At 70.0% G+C, this 17941-nt stretch carries 13 protein-coding genes and 1 pseudogene; 5 read left to right on the top strand and 9 right to left on the bottom strand.

Translation table 11 applies throughout. The features are described 5' to 3' along the window. Positions 1–46 precede the first annotated feature (46 nt). The 6 genes from HWX14_RS26960 to HWX14_RS26935 form a co-directional block, all read right to left on the bottom strand. On the bottom strand, positions 47–1264 hold the full coding sequence (locus HWX14_RS26960) for an MFS transporter (protein WP_175885368.1): 1218 nt from the start codon (positions 1262–1264) through the stop codon (positions 47–49). Positions 1265–1444: 180 nt separating this feature from the next. Beyond that, positions 1445–2362, bottom strand: a complete 918-nt coding sequence (locus tag HWX14_RS26955) for a LysR family transcriptional regulator (protein ID WP_006481367.1) — start codon at positions 2360–2362, stop codon at positions 1445–1447. Between the two features lie 90 nt (positions 2363–2452). Next, on the bottom strand, positions 2453–4714 hold the full coding sequence (locus HWX14_RS26950; RefSeq protein WP_175885367.1) for a molybdopterin cofactor-binding domain-containing protein: 2262 nt from the start codon (positions 4712–4714) through the stop codon (positions 2453–2455). After that, positions 4714–5214 (bottom strand): (2Fe-2S)-binding protein, encoded by a 501-nt coding sequence (locus HWX14_RS26945; RefSeq protein ID WP_175885366.1) that lies wholly within the window; start codon positions 5212–5214, stop codon positions 4714–4716. The genes HWX14_RS26950 and HWX14_RS26945 overlap by 1 nt, the downstream gene beginning before the upstream one ends. Next, on the bottom strand, positions 5211–6497 hold the full coding sequence (locus HWX14_RS26940; RefSeq protein WP_175885365.1) for a cytochrome c: 1287 nt from the start codon (positions 6495–6497) through the stop codon (positions 5211–5213). The genes HWX14_RS26945 and HWX14_RS26940 overlap by 4 nt, the downstream gene beginning before the upstream one ends. A 336-nt stretch (positions 6498–6833) precedes the next feature. After that, positions 6834–7106, bottom strand: coding sequence for a UBP-type zinc finger domain-containing protein (locus tag HWX14_RS26935; RefSeq protein ID WP_175885364.1), 273 nt, complete (start codon positions 7104–7106; stop codon positions 6834–6836). A 227-nt stretch (positions 7107–7333) separates the two neighbouring features. Here HWX14_RS26935 and HWX14_RS26930 point away from each other — a divergent pair, with 227 nt between their 5' ends. Further along, entirely contained in the window at positions 7334–8605 is a 1272-nt protein-coding gene (locus tag HWX14_RS26930; RefSeq protein WP_175885363.1) for an NAD(P)/FAD-dependent oxidoreductase, read from the top strand. Positions 8606–8630: 25 nt separating this feature from the next. Here the strand turns inward: HWX14_RS26930 and HWX14_RS26925 are convergent, their stop codons facing one another. Both HWX14_RS26925 and HWX14_RS26920 read right to left on the bottom strand, forming a co-directional pair. Beyond that, on the bottom strand, positions 8631–10067 hold the full coding sequence (locus tag HWX14_RS26925; RefSeq protein WP_175885362.1) for an efflux transporter outer membrane subunit: 1437 nt from the start codon (positions 10065–10067) through the stop codon (positions 8631–8633). Further along, a complete protein-coding gene (locus HWX14_RS26920) occupies positions 10064–11092 on the bottom strand; it encodes an HlyD family secretion protein (RefSeq protein ID WP_175885361.1) in 1029 nt (342 codons plus the stop codon). The genes HWX14_RS26925 and HWX14_RS26920 overlap by 4 nt, the downstream gene beginning before the upstream one ends. 83 nt (positions 11093–11175) lie before the next feature. On the opposite strand from HWX14_RS26920, the pseudogene HWX14_RS26915 reads away from it, so the two are divergent. Continuing rightward, positions 11176–12743 (top strand): annotated as a pseudogene (locus HWX14_RS26915) (MFS transporter). Positions 12744–12852: 109 nt separating this feature from the next. Here the strand turns inward: HWX14_RS26915 and HWX14_RS26910 are convergent. Continuing rightward, positions 12853–13674: an alpha/beta hydrolase gene (locus HWX14_RS26910; RefSeq protein WP_175885583.1), complete on the bottom strand. Its 822-nt coding sequence runs from the start codon at positions 13672–13674 to the stop codon at positions 12853–12855. A gap of 525 nt (positions 13675–14199) precedes the next feature. Here HWX14_RS26910 and HWX14_RS26905 point away from each other — a divergent pair. The 3 genes from HWX14_RS26905 to HWX14_RS26895 all read left to right on the top strand — a co-directional run bounded on the left by HWX14_RS26905 (position 14200) and on the right by HWX14_RS26895 (position 17776). Then, positions 14200–14631: a DUF3331 domain-containing protein gene (locus HWX14_RS26905; RefSeq protein WP_175885360.1), complete on the top strand. Its 432-nt coding sequence runs from the start codon at positions 14200–14202 to the stop codon at positions 14629–14631. 64 nt (positions 14632–14695) lie between these two features. After that, on the top strand, positions 14696–15517 hold the full coding sequence (locus HWX14_RS26900; protein WP_175885359.1) for an alpha/beta hydrolase: 822 nt from the start codon (positions 14696–14698) through the stop codon (positions 15515–15517). A gap of 453 nt (positions 15518–15970) precedes the next feature. Then, positions 15971–17776, top strand: coding sequence for a winged helix-turn-helix domain-containing protein (locus HWX14_RS26895; protein ID WP_175885358.1), 1806 nt, complete (start codon positions 15971–15973; stop codon positions 17774–17776). Positions 17777–17941 lie beyond the last annotated feature (165 nt).

Raw genomic sequence — 17941 nt, 5'->3', positions numbered from 1 at the left:
CGGCTTCGCGCCCCGCGAACGGATCGACTCGACGTGTGGGGGCGGTTCAACCCGCGGCGTGACGTTGCGCGTGCGGCCGCCCGACGAGCAGGTAGTGGCCGAGCGCGACGATCGGGAACGCGCCGGCCGCCGCGGCGACGAGCGGCCAGCCGCCGTGTTCGTACAGCGGGCTCGCGAGCGCGGAGCCGATGGCGCCGCCGACGAAGATGCTCGTCATGTACAGCGCGTTCAGCCGGTTGCGGCTCGCCGCATGCAGCGCGTAGATCTCGCGCTGGCCGAGCACCATGTTCATCTGCACCGCGAAGTCGAGCACGATGCCGGTAACGACGAGCCCGTACAGGCCGGCGCCGTGCACGAACCCGACCGCATACGCGAGCGCGCCGGCGACGAGCGCGATCAGCGTCGCGCGCACCGTATGGCCGGCATCCGCGAGGCGCCCGGCAACCGGCGCCGACGTCGCGCCGATCGCGCCGACCAGTGCGAACAGGCCGATCGCCGATTGCGACAACCCGTAGTGACGCGTCAGTTCGACGGGCACGGCGGTCCAGAACAGGCTGAACGACGCGAACATCAGCCCCTGGTAGAACGCGCGGTGGCGCAGCACCGGCATCGTGCGAACGAGGTGCAGCAGCGAGCCGATCAGCTCGAAATAGGTCGCGCGGTGATCGGGCTGGCGCGACGGAATCGTCAGCGCGAGCACGGCCGTGACGAGCGTCATCAGCACGGCCGCGGCCGCGAACACGAAGCGCCAGCCGAACGCGTCGGCCACCACGCTCGACAGCGGCCGCGCGAGCAGGATGCCGAGCAGCAGCCCGCTCATGATCGTGCCGACGACGCGGCCGCGCGAATGGTCGGGTGCGAGGTGCGCGGCGAGCGGCACGAGGATCTGCACGGCCACCGAGCTGAAGCCGATCAGCAGCGAAATCGCGAGAAAGAGCCCCGGCGTGCGCACGAACGCCGCCGCAGCAAGGCTCGCGATCGACACGACGGCCGTCACGATCATCAGCTTGCGGTTTTCGAGCAGGTCGCCGAGCGGCACGATGAAGAACAGGCCGAGCGCGTAGCCGATCTGCGTCAGCGACACGATCAGGCTCGCGGTGTTGCCGGACATGTGCAGGCCCGGCGCGATGAGCTCGGTGATCGGCTGCGCGTAGTACAGGTTCGCGACGATCGCGCCGCAGCTGAAGGCGAACAGCAGGATCAGCCCCTGCGTGAGTTTGACGCCGTGCGCGGGCGGCGCGAGCGGTGTTGAATCCGTTGACATGGTCGACTCCTGGAAATGGGAAGGCCGGGCACCGGAGCGTCGCGCCGGCATGAAGGTCGCCTGGCCGCGATACGGTGCACCGCATTGCCGTCGATACTAGTGATCAATCGCTCAAGCCGGAATCGGGACGCCGCGCAATCGAGCGTTGCGCGGCACGCAAAGGTGCCGCGCCGCATCGGTTCAGCCGCGTTTGCCCTGCAGCGTCGGAATCTGCTCGAACAGGCCCGCGAGCCAGTCGACGAACACCTTCAGCTTGACCGGGATGTGGCGATTGGGCGGATACAGCACCGAGATCGGCCGGGCCGGCGCGTTGAAATCGGTCAGCACCTCGCGCAGCCGGCCCGATTTCAGGTAAGGCTCGACGAGGTACAGCGAGGTCTTGATCAGGCCGATGCCAGCGACGCCGCACTCGATGTAGTTGTCCGCGTCGTTGACGGCCACCGTGCCGCACATCTGCACGATGCGCGGCTCGCCGTCGACCACGTAATCCCACGGGCGCGGCCGTCCGGTGTCGGCCGAGATGTGGCTGACCGCGACGTGCTGCGCGAGATCGTCGACCGTCTGCGGCTCGCCGCACCGCGCGAAATAGGCAGGCGAGCCGCACGTACAGGTGGTCAGGCTGCCGATCCGCTTCGCGATCATCCCCGAATCGTCGAGCGCGCCGATGCGCACCACGCAGTCGACGCCTTCGCCGACGAGGTCGATCTGCCGGTCGGTCACGCCGAGTTCGAGCATGATGTCCGGATGGGCGTCGAGAAACGCCGGCAGCGCGGGCACCACGACCTGCTTCGCCATCGCGGGCGGCAGGTTCACCTTCAGCCGGCCGCGCGGCACGTTGCGGGCCTGCGAGACCGACGCCTCCATGTCGTCGATCTCGCGCAGCACCGCGACGGAACGTTCGTAGTAGGCCTGACCGTCCTCGGTCAGCGAGATGCGGCGCGTGGTGCGGTTCAGCAGCCGGCAGCCGAGATGCTGCTCGAGTGCGCTCAGCAGCGCGGACACGCGCGGCGTGGTGAGGCCGGTCGTGTCGGACGCACGCGTGAAGCTGCCGGTTTCGACGATACGCGTGAATACGCGCATCGAAAGCAAGGTATCCATCGTCGGAAGTTCTCCAGCCTGTCGGTTCGCCGCGCCGATACGTGCCGGCGCGGTCTCGTCAAATATCGCGTAGCGGGTGCGACCGACCCGCTAGGCGTCGATGCGTTTTCTCAGCGCGTCGCCGGCGAACGGCATTTCGCGCAGGCGCTGGCCGGTCGCGTCGAAGATCGCGTTGGCCAGCGCGCCGGCGGTCGGCCCCATCGACGCCTCGGCCGCCCCAAGAAACGGCGCGCCGGGGCGATTGACCAGATGGACCTTCACGCTTTGCGGCGCGGCCGAGAAGCGCAGGATCGGGTAGCTGCTCCAGTCGAAGCTGCGAATCCGTTCCGTGTCGTACTTCAGCGCCTCGTACAGCGTCCAGCTCGCGGCCTGCACGATGCCGCCCTCGATCTGGTTGCGGATGCCGTCCGGCGACACGATCTGGCCCGCGTCGACGGCGACTTCCGCGTGTTCGAGCGTCACCTGGCCGGTTTCCGGCACGACCGACACCTCGACCGCGATCGCGACGTAGGCCATCAGGTTCTTGTACTTGCCGAACGCGAAGCCGACGCCGCGGTTGCGCGCGCGCGGCGGCCGCGGCCAGCCGAAGTGCTTCGCGGCGAGCTGGATCACCTGCCGCGCGCGATGGTCTTCCATGTGGCGCAGCCGGAATTCGACCGGATCGACGCCGGCCGCGTGCGCGAGCTCGTCCATGAAGCTTTCGATCGCCCAGATGTTCGTGTGCGCGCCGAGCGAACGCATCGCGGACGTCTGCAGCGGCATCGTCGGCGAGAAGTTGTTGACGATGTGCTGGTTCGGCAGCGCATACAGCGGAATCGCGTTGCGGTCGCCGCCGCCTTCGGGCTGCAGCATCGGCGTCGACGGCGCGGGCACGAACGGCGGCTCGAGCATCCGCGCGGGCAGCAGCCGGCCGGCGTTGACGATCCGCTCGTTGTGCGAGCTGCTCCACAACGCATAGTTCCAGTCGACGATATGGCCGCTCGCATCGAGCGATGCGCTGACCTCGGTCACCATCGCCGGCGTGAAGTGATCCCACGTGTGTTCCTGTTCGCGCATCCACTGCACGCGAATCGGCTTGCCCGGCATCGCGGCGGCGATCAGCGCCGCGTGCGCGGCCGCGTCGTCCGCCGCATTGTGCCCGTAACAGCCCGACCCTTCGGTGTGAATGCAGCGCACGCTGGCCTTCGGCATCGACAGCATCTCGGCGAGCGCGTCGCGCAGCGGGTAGACGCCCTGCGAGTGGGTCCACACCGTCATCATCCCGTTCTCGAGATGCGCGACCGAACACGACGGCCCGATCGACCCGTGCAGCAGGTAGTTCTTCAGGAACGTCGCGTTCAGTGTCTTCACGGCCGGCGCGGTGGCCGCGTGCGTGTTCGCGATCTCGATGCGCTGCGTCGAGATCCGCTTCAGGTCCGCGTGCACGGTGCTGCGCTCGGGCAGCTTGCGGCCCGGCGACCAGCGGCAGCCGGCCGCGAGCGCACGCTGCGCGACCACCGCCTGCCACTCGCCCTGCGCGACCACCGCGAGCATGCTGCCGTTGCGCACGATCCGCACGACGCCGGGCAGCTTCAGGATCGCGGCTTCGTCGAACGACAGCAGCGTCGCGTCGTACACCGGCGGCATCACGACGCGCGCGTGCAGCATGCCGGGCAGCTGCATGTCCTGCACGTAGCTGACGCCGCCCGTGACCTTGTTCGGGATGTCGACGCGCGGCAGCGACGTGCCGATCACCGCGAACGTCGCCGGGTTCTTCAGCGGCGACGTGGGCGTCGCGTTGCGGTGCAGGTCGACCGTGCGGATCGCGTCGCCGTAGGTCATCGTGCGGCCGTCGGGCGCCGTGATCACCGCGTCGGCGGTCGTCAGCACGCGCGGATCGACGCCGAAGCGTTTCGCCGCGCCTTCCACCAGCAGCGCGCGCACCTGCGCGGTCGCGTTCAGCAGCGCGGAGCCGCTGTCGGCCATCGTATGGCTGCCGGCGGTCAAGCCTTCGTCCGGCGACGCACCGGTGTCGGCGGTCAGGAACGTGATCAGCGACGGCTTCATGTCGAGTTCCTCGGCGGCCACCTGCAGCAGCGCGGTGCGCACGCCGGTGCCGAGCTCGACCTTGCCGGTAAACACGGTGACCTTGCCGTCGGGCGCGATCTTGACCCACGCGTCGAGCAGCGGATTGGTCTTCAGGCTGCCCGCGAGCGCCTGCGTGGCCTTCGCCACGTGCACGGCCGCGCCTTCGTCGGCGATCACCAGCTGCGCGGCCGCGCGCGACGCAGGCGCGAGCGTGAACGCGACGAACAGCGCGCCGGAGACGATGAAGTGCCGGCGGCTTTCGTCGATGTCGTCGTGGGAATCCATTACAGCCCCTTGCTGATCGTGACGGGAGCGGAAGCGGGTTCGGGGGCCGGCAGCCCCGCGACCGAGCGCACCGCCGCGAGAATCCGCATGTGCGTGCCGCAGCGGCACAGGTTCGGTTCCATGTGCGTGCGCAGCTCCTGTTCGGTCGGCTTCGGATTGCGTTCGAGCAGCGCCTGCGCGCGCATGATCATCCCGGCGATGCAGTAGCCGCACTGCGCGGCCTGGTGCTCGAGGAACGCGCGCTGCAGCGGGCCCGGATGCTCGGCGGTGCCGAGGCTCTCGATGGTGCGCACGCTGCGCGCGCCGACCGCGGCCACCGGCATCAGGCACGAGAAGGTCGGCTTGCCGTCGACGATCACGGTGCAGGCGCCGCATTGGCCGAGGCCGCAGCCGAACTTCGCGCCGTGCAGGTGCAGGTCGTTGCGCAGCGCGTACAGCAGCGGCGTGGACGGATCGATGTCCAGCGTGTGCCGCACGCCGTTGACGGTGAGGGTGATCATCGTGCGGTGTCCTCTTTTCTGAGCTTCGCGACCATCGCGTCGACGCCCGACCACGCGGGACGATCGGTGTAGGTCTCGCGCACGTACGCGGCGAGATCGGCGATCTGCGCGTCGTCGTACTGGTCGATGAACGACGGCATATAGTTCAGCGTGTCCTCGCCGTGCCAGCCGATCCCGTTGAACATCATCTGGATTGCGTTGCGCGGCGTATCGGCGTTGACCGCCGTGCTGAACGCAAGCGTCGGCCGCTCGCCGATCGACTGCATCGGCGCGGCCGGCCCGTGGCACTGCGCGCACGACGCCTGGAACAGCGTCGCGCCGCGCTGCGCGGCGGGCGTGGTCGCGGCGCGTTCGACCGCATTCGCGGCCGCGGCCGCCCGCGCGTTCGCCGGCTTCTGGATCGACAGGATGTACGCGGCGATCGCCTCGACGTCCTCCACCGGCACCGTCGCGAGGTCACGCGTGACGGGCAGCATCGGCCCGGCCGCCGCGCCGTGCTCGCTCGCGCGGCCGGTGCGCAGGTAGGTGACGAGCTGCGCTTGCGTCCACGGCCGCGCGGCATCGCCGAGCGCATTGAGCGGCGGCGCTTCCCAGCCGTCGACGATGCCGCCGTCGAACGCGCGGCCGCGCTGCTCGCCGCCGATCGCGTTCAGCGGCGAATGGCACGACGCGCAGTGGCCGAGCCCGTCGACGAGCATCCTGCCGCGGTTCCATTGCGCGGACTGCGCGGGGTCCGGTCGATACGCGCCTTCGCGCAGGAACAGCACGTTCCAGAATGCGACGAGCGGCCGGAAGTTCAGCGGAAATATCAGGTCGTTGGCGGGTGCCGTCGCGTGGACCGGCTCGCGCGTCATCAGGTACGCATACGCGGCGGCGATGTCGTCGTCCGACATTCGCGTGAAATGAATGTACGGAAACGCCGGGTAAAGCGGCTGGCCATTGCGTCCGATGCCGGTGCGCAATGCACGGGCGAACGCATCGCGCGACCAGCGGCCGATCCCCGTTTCGGCGTCCGGCGTGATGTTGGTCGCGTAGATCGTGCCGAACGGCGTCGCGAGCGGCAGCCCGCCCGCGAACGGCTTGCCGTCCTTCGCGGTGTGGCAGACGATGCAGTCGCCGAGCGCGACGACGCGCGCGCCGGCGCGCACCAGTTGCGGATCGAACGAAGCAGGGGCGGGCGGATCGATCGGCGCGATCGACGGCCGCACCATGATGCCGATCGCGACCGCGACACCCACGATCGCGATGCCGGCCGCGCCGAACCAGAGTCGTTTGTGCTTCATGCGCGCTCCAGGCGGCGCGGTGCGCCGCAAGCGATGCGATGCGCGGCGACACCGGACGAGGCGGGTCGGCCGCGCGTGGCCGTCCGGGGCGGCCGCGAGCGTGTTGCCGCGCGGCGGTGATTGGCGACGGGGATCATGGGGTCACTCCAGCAGTCGATAACGGGCGCAAGCGCCGTCCGGCGCGGCAGCTCATGAACGCAGTCTACGCAGCGGCCGCGATCGTTGCCTGAAGCGGCGCTGAAACGTTCTGAACGGTGTCCGGCCCCGGATCAGCCCCGGTTCGGCGCCGGGGGACGATGACGGGCGGGCATCGCCGCGGCCGCCCCGCGCGTCGCGTCACGACGGCATCTCGCCGGCGACGACTTCATCCGCGTAACACCAGATCCAGCGCTCGCCGGGCTCGATCGAGCGGACGAGCCGGTGGCCGGTTGCGCGGAAATGCCGGCTCGCGTGGCGATTCGGCGACGAGTCGCAGCAGCCGACGTGCCCGCAGATCACGCACATCCGCAAATGCACCCAGCGGCTGCCCGACTTGACGCATTCCTCGCAGTAGTCCTTGTCGGTGTCGAACACGCGTGCTTCGTCGAGATGCGTACAGGCGTTGGCCATCTTGCGCTCCGATGCCGGCGCGGGAGCGACGCTTGCGGCGGGGCCGGCACGAGGCCGCAAGCGGGAGGGATACGCGGCATTGTGCAGCGTCGCGTCGCGGCCGCACCTTAATTGTCATGAAGCGACCCGCGCGGCGCGCGCCGGCGGCGTACAGTCGCGAAAGCGTCCGGCCGCGGCACCGCCGCACGGCCGGGCGCATTCGACATCGACATCATCGGGAGGCGCTCATGGATCAACCGCAACACGTACGGATCGTCGGCCTGCCGCGCAGCCGCGACGCGTATGCGATCCGCGATTTCCTGCAGCGGCGCATGATCGCGTACGACTGGTGCGAGCTGACGTCCGACGCCGACTGCGTGCAGGCGCTCGGCATCGCGCCGCTGCGCGACATCCGGCTGCCGGTCGTGATCTTTCCGGACGGCTCGCGCCTGTACCAGCCGACGCTGGCCGAGATCGCCGCGCGGCTCGGCTGGGTCGCGCGCCCGCGTTTCGTCGAATACGACGTGTCGATCTACGGTGCGGGGCCGGCCGGGCTGTCGGCGGCGGTCTACGCGGCGTCCGAAGGGCTGCGTGCGGTGGTGATCGAGCGCGGCGCGGTGGGCGGGCAGGCCGGCACGAGTTCGCTGATCGAGAACTACATGGGCTTCCCCGACGGCATCCCGGGCGCGGAGCTCGCGGAACGCGCGCGCGAGCAGGCGGTGAAGTTCGGCGTCGAGCTGCTGACGATGCGCGAGGGCGTGCATGCGACGTTCGTCGACGGCAAGATCCGCGTCGAACTCGCCGACGGGTCGATCCTGGTCGCGCGCGCGAACATCTGCGCGACCGGCATCGAATATCGCAGCCTCGGGCTGCCGGAGGAGCCGGCGTTTCTCAATGCGGGGTTGTTCTACGGCGCCGGGTCGAGCGAAGCGCCGATGTGCGCGGGCGAGCAGGTGTTCATCGTAGGCGGCGGCAATTCGGCCGGCCAGGCCGCGATGAATTTCGCGCGGCATGCGCGCCAGGTGACGATGCTCGTGCGCGGGGCATCGCTCGCGGACACGCTGTCGCGCTACCTGATCGACCGGATCGAGCGCACGCCGAACATCGAAGTCCGCTACCGGTCGAGCGTCGCCGCGCTGCATGGCGACGGCTGGCTCGACGCGATCGAGCTTCGCTCGGCGGACGGCACGCGCGAACGGCTGCCTGCCACGCGCCTGTTCGTGTGCATCGGCGGCGCGCCGAATACCGACTGGGCGAAGGACACCGACATCATTCGCAATCCGGACGGTTATCTCGTGACCGGCGGCGACCTGTACGACTGTCCGGCGTTCGAGCGCGTGTGGCCGCTCGAACGCCGGCCGTATCATCTGGAAACCAGCGTGCCGGGATCGTTCGCGGCCGGCGACGTGCGATCGGGTTCGGTCAAGCGCGTCGCGTCGGCGGTCGGCGAAGGCGCGATGGCCGTGACCTTCGTGCACCGGTTTCTCGGCGAGGATGCGCATCGGCTCGCGGGCGCGTGATGCGCTCGCGGGCAGCTCGATGCATTCATCTCGCGTCGGCCTGCGTCGCGTCGCGTAACCCGTCCCGGCCGGCGTGCGCCGGCGGCGTCCACCCGCCGCCCAACGCACGCACGAGGCTCACCGTCGCGACGGCCAGCGCCTGCCGGCTGTGAATCAGCTGGCGCCGCGCATTCAGCGCATCGCGATCGGCGTCGATCACTTCCAGATAGCTGACGTAGCCATGCGCGTAACGGCTCAGCGACAGCCGCGCCGCCGCGTCCGTCGCGCGCGCCGCGTGGTCGTAGCGCGCGATCCGCTCTTTTTGCGCGGCGATGTCGTTGAGCGCATCCTGCACGTCGCGCAACGCGCCGATCGCGGTCGCGCGATAGTTCGCGTCGGCGACGTCCGTGCCGGCTCGCGCGGCGGCCACCGCGGCGTCGCGCTTGCCGCCGTCGAACAGCGTCAGCGCGACGTTCGCGCCGAGACTCCACAGCGAGCTGTTGCGATCGAGAAACGACCGCAGATCGCGAGTCGCGAAACCGCCGTCGGCGGTCAGCGTCAGCGTCGGCAGCCACGCGGTGCGCGCGATGCCCAGGTCGAGCGACGCCGCGTCGGCGCGCCGTGCCGCCGCGAATACGTCCGGGCGTTGAGCGAGCAGCGCGGACGGCAGCCCGGCCGGCACATCCGGCACCTGCACGGGCACGACGCGCGCGTCGACGTCGAATGCGGTCGGCGACACGCCGGTCAGCACCGCGATGGCATCGACGAGGTTCTCGCGCAGCCGGCGGCTCTCCGCGAGATCGGCGTGCGCGGTATCGAGATCGGCCGACGCGCGCAGCCCGTCGAGATCGCTCGCCGCGCCGGCCCGCACGCGGGCGGCGATCACGTCGAGCGCGGTGCGCCGCAGCCCGATCGCGCGCGTGAGCGTCACGAGATCGTCGTCGACGTAGCGCAGCGTCAGGTAATCGACGGCCACTTCGGTCGCCACCCGCAGACGCACCGCGTCGCGGTCGGCCGCCGCCTGCAGCACGTTCTGTTCGCCGACGTCGGCATCGCCGCGCAAGCGGCCCCATAGATCGACTTCGTAGCGCGCGGCGACGGGCACCGACCAGTTGTGCATCGTGCGCTTCGGTAGCGCGTTGTCGACCGTGCCCGACACGCGCGTGCGGCTGAACGACGGGTCGACGCGCACGGTCGGCGCCAGCGCGGCCTCGCGCACGCCGAGCAGCGCCTGCGCCTGGTCGACGCGCGCGGCCGCCGCATGGATATCGAGGTTGTGCGCGAGCGCGGCGTCGACCAGCACGCCGAGCTGCGGGTCGCCGAACCACGCGGGCCATGCAGCGAGCGACGGCGCGCGCGCATCGGTCGACGGATCGGCATGGCGGAACCCGTCGTGTCCGACCGGAACCGGCGCGAGCGGCTGCGGCGCGATCGAGCACGCGGCCAGCAGGCTCGCGGCGAGCAGGGCGAACGCGCGCTTCATCGCGACGCGCCGCCGGGTTGCAGCGTGACGACGACCGACAGCCCGGGCCGGATCCGCGGCTCCGATGCGGCGGGGCCGTCGAGCAGGATCTTCACCGGTACGCGCTGCGTGACCTTCGTGAAATTTCCGGTCGCGTTGTCGGGCGGCAGCAGCGCGAACTGCGCGCCGGTCGCGGGCGACAGGCTGTCGATGCGGCCGCTGAATGTGCGTTGCGGCAGCGCATCGAAGCGTAGTTGCACGGCGTCGCCGGCGCGCACGTGCCGCAGCTGCGTCTCGCGGAAATTGGCGACGATCCACGGATGCGGCTCGACCAGCGTGAGCAGCGCCTGCCCCGGCGCGACATGCTCGCCGGTCTCGACGGTCTTCTTGCCGACGTAGCCGTCCGACGGCGCGACGACCGCTGTGTAGCCGAGCTGCAGCAGCGCGTCGCGCAACTCGGCGTCGTTCTGGCTCGACGCGGCGTCGGCGGCCTCGGCGGCGGCGATGGCGCTGCGCCGTTGCGCATCGGCCGCCGCGACGCGCGCGCGGGCGGACTTGCGGGCGGCATCGGCCGCATCGAACTCCTGCTTCGACAAGCCACGCGGCGTCTCGCGGGTCAGTTCGCGAGCACGCGCGTAATCGAGTTCGGCTTTGTCGGCATCGGCGTGCGCGGACACGAGCGCCGCATCCGCCTGCTCGATCAGCGCGTGGGCGCGGCTCGCATCGGCATGCGCCTGGGCGACGCGTGCGCGCTGCGCGGCGACGCGCACGTCGAAGTCGCGGCGGTCGATCTGCACGAGCGCGTCGCCCGCGTGCACGAACTGGTTGTCGTCGACGAGCACACGCTCGACCGTGCCGGCGACGCGCGGCGAGATCACGTGCAGGTGGCCGGTCACGTACGCGTCGTCGGTGCCGCGATCGCGCGCATCGAATTCGTACACGAGCAAGGCGACGAGCAGCAGCGCGATCGCGGCGATCGCGACGATGGCCGGCTTTCGCGAACGCGCGGGCTCGGCGGGCGACGGCGCGGGGGAGGGCGGGGTCATGATCGGCAAACTCCAACGTACGGGCAGGTTTCGACGCACCGCGTTATGCTTGCGCCAGCTTGACAGGCGGGAGCCGCTCGACGATGAACACGACGTTCGCCACCGGCAGTGCCATGCCGGCGCCGGCCGCAGGCCCGGCCTCCGACATTCCGACGTTTCGGTCGATCGCCGCGATCGCGGCCGTGCTGCTCGGCGCGATCATCGCGACGCTGACGTCGCGCATCACGTCGCTTGGCCTTGCCGACGTGCGCGGCGCGCTCGGCGTCGGCGTCGATGAAGGCGCGTGGATCAACACCGCGTTCACCGCATCGCAGATGTTCGTCGGGCCGCTCGCGATCGCGGCGGCCTTCATGTTCGGCACGCGCCGCGTGCTGGTCGCCGGCGCCGTGGTGTTTCTCGGCGCGGAAACCGTGCTGCCGCTCTGCACGCAATCGTGTGCCAGGCGATCGCGGGGCTCGCGTCCGGCGTGTTCGTGCCGCTGACGGTCGGCTTCGTCGTGCGCACGTTGCCGCCGCGGCTGATTCCGTTCGGCATCGCCGCGTATGCGATGAATCTGGAGATGTCGCTGAACCTGTCGGCCACGCTCGAGGGCTGGTACAGCGAACACCTGAGCTGGCGCTGGCTGTTCTGGCAGAACGCGGCGCTGACCGTGCCGTTCATCGCGTGCCTGATGCTGTCGCTCGCCGACGAGCCGATCAAGCGCTTCGCGTCCGGCATCGACGCGCGCGGGATGCTGCTCGGCGCGGGCGGGTTCGCATGCCTGTGCATCGCGCTCGACCAGGGCGAGCGGCTGTTCTGGCTGCAGTCGCCGCTGATCGTCGCGCTGCTGGCCGCCGCCATCCTGATGATCGCCGCGTTCCTGATCCACGAACTCGCGTCGCCGCGCGCGGGGCTCGATCTCGGCTACCTCGCGCGGCCCAACATCGCGCTGCTGATCGTGCTCGTCGGCCTCGTGCGCTTCACCGTGCTCAACACGAGCTTCATCCCGTCGCTGTTCCTCGCCAGCACGTACGGCCTGCGCCCGTTGCAGATCGGCGATACGCTGCGCTGGATCGCGATCCCGCAACTGCTGTTCGCGCCGTGCGTCGCGCTGTTGCTGCAGCGGGTCGATCCGCGCCGGCTGATCGTCGCCGGCTTCGCGATGGTGGCGATCGCGTTCGCGCTCGGGTCGCGGCTCACGCCGGTGTGGGCCGAGCCCGACTTCATTCCGTCGCAACTGCTGCAGGCGCTCGGTCAGACGATGGCGCTCACGTCGGTCATCGTCTTCTTCGGCAAGCACGTGACGGCCGAGCATGCGCTGACGTTCGGCGCGGTCGTGCAGACGACGCGCCTGCTGAGCGGGCAGCTCGGCACGACGTCGATCGCGGTGATTCAGCGGATCAGGGAGGCTACCCATTCGAATCTCGTCGGTCTGCATGTGTCGCTGTCGGATCCGGAAACGCTCGAACGGCTGCGGGCCGGCGCGGCGTCGCTGGTCGCGCATGGCGCCACGTTCGCGACGGGCAACCAGGCGACCTATGCGCTCGTCGATCGCGCGGTGCGCGTGCAGGCCACCACGCTCGCGCTGGCCGACAACTTCCGCGTGGCGATGGCGTTCGCGCTCGCCGGCGCGCTGCTCGGCATCCTGCTGCGCCCGGTGCGGGCGCCGTGAGCGCGGCACCGGGCGATCTGAAATTTCCTGAAAAGTCCTGAACGGCGTGTCTGCGGCGTCTGCCGCGTCCGTCGCGGCGGCATGCGCGCCGCCGCGACGGACGCCGCGCTTACGCCTGCAGGAACGCGAGCAGCTCGGCGTTGATGCGATCGGCATTGACCACGCACATCCCGTGCGAGCCGCCCTCGATCACCTTCAGCACCGCGTGCTTGACGATCTTCGACGACAGCCGGGCCGAATCGTCGATCGGCACGATCTGGTCGTCGTCGCCGTGCAGCACGAGCGTGGGCACGTCGATCTTCTTCAGGTCGTCCGTGTAGTCGACTTCCGAGAACTCCTTCACGCACAGGTACTGGCCGTGAATGCCGCCCAGCATCCCCTGCGACCAGAACGCGTCGATCGTGCCCTGCGACACCTTCGCGTTCGGGCGATTGAAACCGAAGAACGGCACGGCCAGATCCTTGTAGAACTGCGAACGGTTCTCCGCGACGTTCTTGCGGATTCCGTCGAACACGTCCATCGGCAGCCCGCCCGGATTGGTCGGCGACTTCACCATCTGCGGCGGCACCGCGCCGATCAGCACGGCCTTCGCCACGCGCTTCGTGCCGTGGCGGCCGATGTAGCGCGCGACTTCGCCGCCGCCGGTGGAGTGGCCGACGAGCGTGGCTTCGCGCACGTCGAGCGCGTCGAGCAGCGCGGCGAGATCGTCCGCGTACGTGTTCATGTCGTTGCCGCGCGACGGCTGGCTCGAACGGCCGTGGCCGCGGCGGTCGTGCGCGATCACGCGATAGCCGCGCTGCACGAGGAACAGCATCTGCGCGTCCCACGCGTCCGCGCACAGCGGCCAGCCGTGCGAGAACACGACCGGGCGGCCGCTGCCCCAATCCTTGAAGTAGATCTGCGTGCCGTCCTTGGTGGTGATCGTGTTCATCGTGTGCGCTCCTGGATGGGCGGAAGAGGGGCTGTGGGACGGCGTGCCGGCCGCGGCCGCCATCGCGGGCAGCGCGGCTGCGGCAACGGCCGTCGCGCCGGCGAGCAGCATGTCGCGGCGGCGGGCCGACGCAACGGCATCGGTCTGTTCGGGATGCATCTGGACTCCTGAGGTATGCGGCGGCGAGGCCGCACGGGATGGTGGATCGGTGGCGGCCGGCCGCGGCCATCCCGCCCGGCAGCCGTCCGGCGTGCGCCGCCGCGCGTCGACTGGCGCGCGCGGACGAACGAATGCCGTCGGGAGCGTATCCCGGCGTGCTGCGCGCCGTACTGAAATCCGGCTGAATTTTCTTGAACGCCGCGGCGCCGCGCGCGGAATTGCCGCACTGCAGAAAAATTAAGCGCGCGACGGGGACTCTTCAGCGCACGGGGACTATCGTCAACATCGGGTCACCGGCACACGTTGCGCGCCATGCGAACGGGCCGACCGGCCCGCATCGCCCGTCACCTGCCTGGATAAGCCGCCATGGACGCCTTCAATCGCTGGGAGCACATGATCACGTCGCTCGGACCGCTGCCGGCCGCGGGCGTCCGGATGCCGTCGATGCCGCGCACGCGAGCGGCGGACGGCTCGCGTCGCCCGCATCGGGACGACGCGCCGATACCGTCGAGCGGCGACCTGCGCCGCCGCAGCGCGATCGTCGCCGTCGAGCGGCAGACCGATTCGTCGATGCTGGTGTCGTGGAGCGATCCGACGCGCTGCCGCTACGACGAACAACGCTGGATCAGCGCGAAGGCGCGCAGGCTGGCGCGCTGCGCACTCACCGGGCAGCCGATCCGGGTCGGCGACGCGATCTACAAACCGCAGTGGCGCGGCGAGAAACGCCCCGCGAACTGCCGCGAGATGGTGCTCGCGACGGCGCTCGAGCAGTTCGTCGCCCGGCAGGCCCGCGCATGACGCGCGGCACCGCACGCTTCGGCCGCGTCCGTGGACGCGGCTTCCCTACTCGAAAGGAACCCGCATGAGCACATTCACCACCCGCGACGGCGTGTCGATTCACTACAAGGACTGGGGCAGCGGCCGCCCGGTCGTGTTCATTCACGGCTGGCCGCTGAATGCCGACATGTGGGACGTGCAGATGCATCATCTCGCGTCGCACGGCCTGCGCTGCATCGCGTACGACCGGCGCGGCTTCGGGCGATCCGGCCAACCGTGGAGCGGCTACGACTACGACACGCTGGCCGACGATCTCGCGACGCTGCTCGAGACGCTCGACCTGCATGACGTGACGCTCGTCGGCTTCTCGATGGGCGGCGGCGAGGTGGCGCGCTACATCGGCCGGCACGGCACGCGCCGCCTCGCGAAGGCGGTGCTGATCGGCTCGGTGACGCCGCTCGTCGCGCGCCGCGACGATCATCCGGAAGGCGTGGACGTCGCGGTATTCGACGGCATTCGCGCGGGCATCGTGGCCGATCGCGCGGCGTTTTTCGACGGCTTCTGGCCGCTGTTTACCGGTTCGAACCGCGGCGGCTCGACGGTGTCGCGCGCGGCGCTCGGCTGGACGTCGGTCATGGCGCTGCAGGGCGGGCTGAAGGGCACGCTCGAGTGCGTTCGCGCGTTTTCCGAGACCGATTTCCGCGCCGACCTGCGACGATTCGACGTGCCGACGCTCGTGATTCATGGCGACGACGACCAGACGGCGCCGCTTGCGCTGACCGGCGCCGCCACCGCGAAACTCGTCCCGAATGCGACGCTGAGCGTCTACGAAAGCGGCCCGCATGCGCTCTACCTGACGCACGCGGCCCGGCTGAACGACGAGTTGCTGGCGTTCGCGCAGGGCTGAGCTTCACGACGCCGGCCGGCGGCGGCGCGGGCACGCGCCGCCTGTTCCGCGGGCGAATCTCGCCCGAAGTGCGTCGAAAGCGCGCGGGAGAACGCGCAAATAAGCCGACGGATATTCGGCCGGCGCAATAGAGCAGCCTGAAAATAAACCGGCCGGCCGAATCAAAACGAAAATGCGTCGCATTGCTCCGCTCGAAAAGCATTTCGTCTGACATGACGAAATCGCATTCATGGACGCATCCACGATTTGCACATGAAACGTGCGTGGCCCCGCCGCCTTTCGGTGCGGGGCGCAAAGCAGCGGCACGTGGCGGGATTTTCGTCATTTCAAAAAATTCGTGCCGTTCATTCTGATAATTTGAATCATTCGACCATGCAAATACCGTAGCATTGATGCCGAACCGGCACCCGATTTCAGTGGGGCGCCGTTGAATGTCACCCTCAAGAAATTCTCATGATCCGGATTGGAACACTTCACGTTTTTCTCGACAGACGTGAAATTCGTTCGAACGGCAAGCTGCTGCGCATCGGCAGCCGCGCATTCGAAATTCTCGAGCTGTTGATTCGGGCGAACGGTGCGCTGGTATCGAAAGACGACATCATGCAGCGCGTCTGGCCGCACACCGTGGTCGAGGAAAACAACCTGCAGGTGCACATCGCGTCGCTGCGCAAGGCGCTGGCCGGCGACCGGAACCTGATCGTCACGGTGCCGGGTCGCGGCTATCGGCTGGTCGTCGGGCAGGACGACGGCGACGTGCCCGTGCGTCCCGCGACGTGGCGGCCGTCCGCCGCGCCGAGCGCGCTGTTCGGCCGCGAACAGACGGTCGCCGACGTGCTGGCCGCGCTGCAGGGCGCGCGCGTCGTGACGCTCGTCGGCGCGGGCGGCATCGGCAAGACGCGGGTCGCGATCGAAGCGGCGGCGCGCGCCGATGCACGCTTTCCCGAAGGCACCGTATTCGTTTCGCTCGCGACCGTCGCGTGTCCGCGCTTCGTGCCCGATGCGCTCGCCGGCGCGTTCGGCATCGCGCAGCCGACCGGGTCGCTGACGCTCGAAGCGGTGCTCGCCCGCGTCGCGCGTCGCCGGATGCTGCTCGTGCTCGACAATTGCGAGCACCTGCTCGACGCCGCCGCGCAGATCGCGAGCGCGCTCACCGACGCGGACGACGGGCTGTGCGTGCTCGCGACGAGCCGGGAATCGCTGCGCATCCACGGCGAGCGCGTGTGCCCGGTGCCGCCGCTCGACGTCCCCGGCGAAGGCGCCGGCGATCGCGAGGCGATGAGCGCGAGCGCGGTGCAGTTGTTCGCGGCGCGGGCACGCGCGGCCGATCCGCGTTTTCCGCTCGATACGCGCAGCCTGTCGTTGATGGCGTCGGTCTGCCGCCGTCTCGACGGCCTGCCGCTCGCGATCGAGCTGGCCGCGGCCCGTGCGGCCGTGCTGGGCATCGACGTGCTGGCCGCTCATCTCGACGATCACTTCCGGCTGCTGACCGGCGGGTTTCGCACCGCGTTGCCGCGCCATCAGACGCTGCAGGCGATGTACGACTGGAGCTACCGGTTGCTCGGCGACGCCGAGCGCCTGCTGCTGCGCTGGCTCGGCGTGTTCCGCGACGGCTTCTCGATCGAGGCCGTGCGCGCGGTCGTCGGCGCCAACGGGCTGGCCGGCGCCGACCTGCTCGATACGATCGCCGGCCTCGTGTCGAAGTCGCTGCTGATCCTCGAGACTGCGCACGGTGCGCCGCGCTACCGGCTGCTGACCACCACGCGGGCCTACGCGCAACAGCAGCTCGACGGTCACGGCGAGGCGGCGGCTGCCGCGCGCGCGCATGCGACCTACTTCCTCGCGGTGTTCCGGCGCGCGACCCACGGCGGCGACGAGCCGGGCAATGAGCCGGACGGCGCGACCCGGCTCGATGCGGTGCGGCGCGAGCTCGGCAATCTGCGTGCGGCGCTCGACTGGGCGTTTTCCGCGCAGGGCGACGCGGCGCTCGGCATCGCGCTCGCGGCCGTCGCGGTGCCTTGCCTGTTCGATCTGTCGCTCGTCGACGAATGCCGCGAGCGGGCGCGCGTCGCGCTCGACGCGATGCGCGACGCGGACGCGACCCCGGTGTCCGACGATGCGCGCGTGCGGTTGCTGGCCGCGTACGCGGCGGCGCTCGCGCATACCGCAGGGTCGACGCAGGTCGTGCACGATGCGTGGTCGGAAGTGCACGCGCTCGGGCTCGATACGGCCGAGGCCGAGCTGCCGTCGCGCGAGTCGTGACGCCGGGTTCGCGCGCGTCTGCCGTGTTTCAGAACGATTCAGCCCGGTTACAGGACGGCGGCGGGCGGCGCGCGTAGATTGCCTGAACGGAGCGCGCCGGCACCTCGTCGGCACGCATGCGCGCCGACCGCGTGCGCCCGCCGACATCGCGCGACCCCGCTGAAC

This window comes from Burkholderia sp. BCC0044, from assembly GCF_902832955.1.
In the GTDB taxonomy this organism is placed as follows: domain Bacteria; phylum Pseudomonadota; class Gammaproteobacteria; order Burkholderiales; family Burkholderiaceae; genus Burkholderia.
Note: the sequence above shows the minus strand (reverse complement) of the source record. Positions and strands in the feature narration are given on the sequence as shown.

What these genes read in the sequence shown, in the direction of transcription:
- HWX14_RS26960 (WP_175885368.1), bottom strand. Translation starts at nt 1,264, where the DNA reads ATGTCAACGGATTCAACACCGCTCGCGCCGCCCGCGCACGGCGTCAAA.
- HWX14_RS26955 (WP_006481367.1), bottom strand. Translation starts at nt 2,362, where the DNA reads ATGGATACCTTGCTTTCGATGCGCGTATTCACGCGTATCGTCGAAACC.
- HWX14_RS26950 (WP_175885367.1), bottom strand. Translation starts at nt 4,714, where the DNA reads ATGGATTCCCACGACGACATCGACGAAAGCCGCCGGCACTTCATCGTC.
- HWX14_RS26945 (WP_175885366.1), bottom strand. Translation starts at nt 5,214, where the DNA reads ATGATCACCCTCACCGTCAACGGCGTGCGGCACACGCTGGACATCGAT.
- HWX14_RS26940 (WP_175885365.1), bottom strand. Translation starts at nt 6,497, where the DNA reads ATGAAGCACAAACGACTCTGGTTCGGCGCGGCCGGCATCGCGATCGTG.
- HWX14_RS26935 (WP_175885364.1), bottom strand. Translation starts at nt 7,106, where the DNA reads ATGGCCAACGCCTGTACGCATCTCGACGAAGCACGCGTGTTCGACACC.
- HWX14_RS26930 (WP_175885363.1), top strand. Translation starts at nt 7,334, where the DNA reads ATGGATCAACCGCAACACGTACGGATCGTCGGCCTGCCGCGCAGCCGC.
- HWX14_RS26925 (WP_175885362.1), bottom strand. Translation starts at nt 10,067, where the DNA reads ATGAAGCGCGCGTTCGCCCTGCTCGCCGCGAGCCTGCTGGCCGCGTGC.
- HWX14_RS26920 (WP_175885361.1), bottom strand. Translation starts at nt 11,092, where the DNA reads ATGACCCCGCCCTCCCCCGCGCCGTCGCCCGCCGAGCCCGCGCGTTCG.
- HWX14_RS26910 (WP_175885583.1), bottom strand. Translation starts at nt 13,674, where the DNA reads ATGAACACGATCACCACCAAGGACGGCACGCAGATCTACTTCAAGGAT.
- HWX14_RS26905 (WP_175885360.1), top strand. Translation starts at nt 14,200, where the DNA reads ATGGACGCCTTCAATCGCTGGGAGCACATGATCACGTCGCTCGGACCG.
- HWX14_RS26900 (WP_175885359.1), top strand. Translation starts at nt 14,696, where the DNA reads ATGAGCACATTCACCACCCGCGACGGCGTGTCGATTCACTACAAGGAC.
- HWX14_RS26895 (WP_175885358.1), top strand. Translation starts at nt 15,971, where the DNA reads ATGATCCGGATTGGAACACTTCACGTTTTTCTCGACAGACGTGAAATT.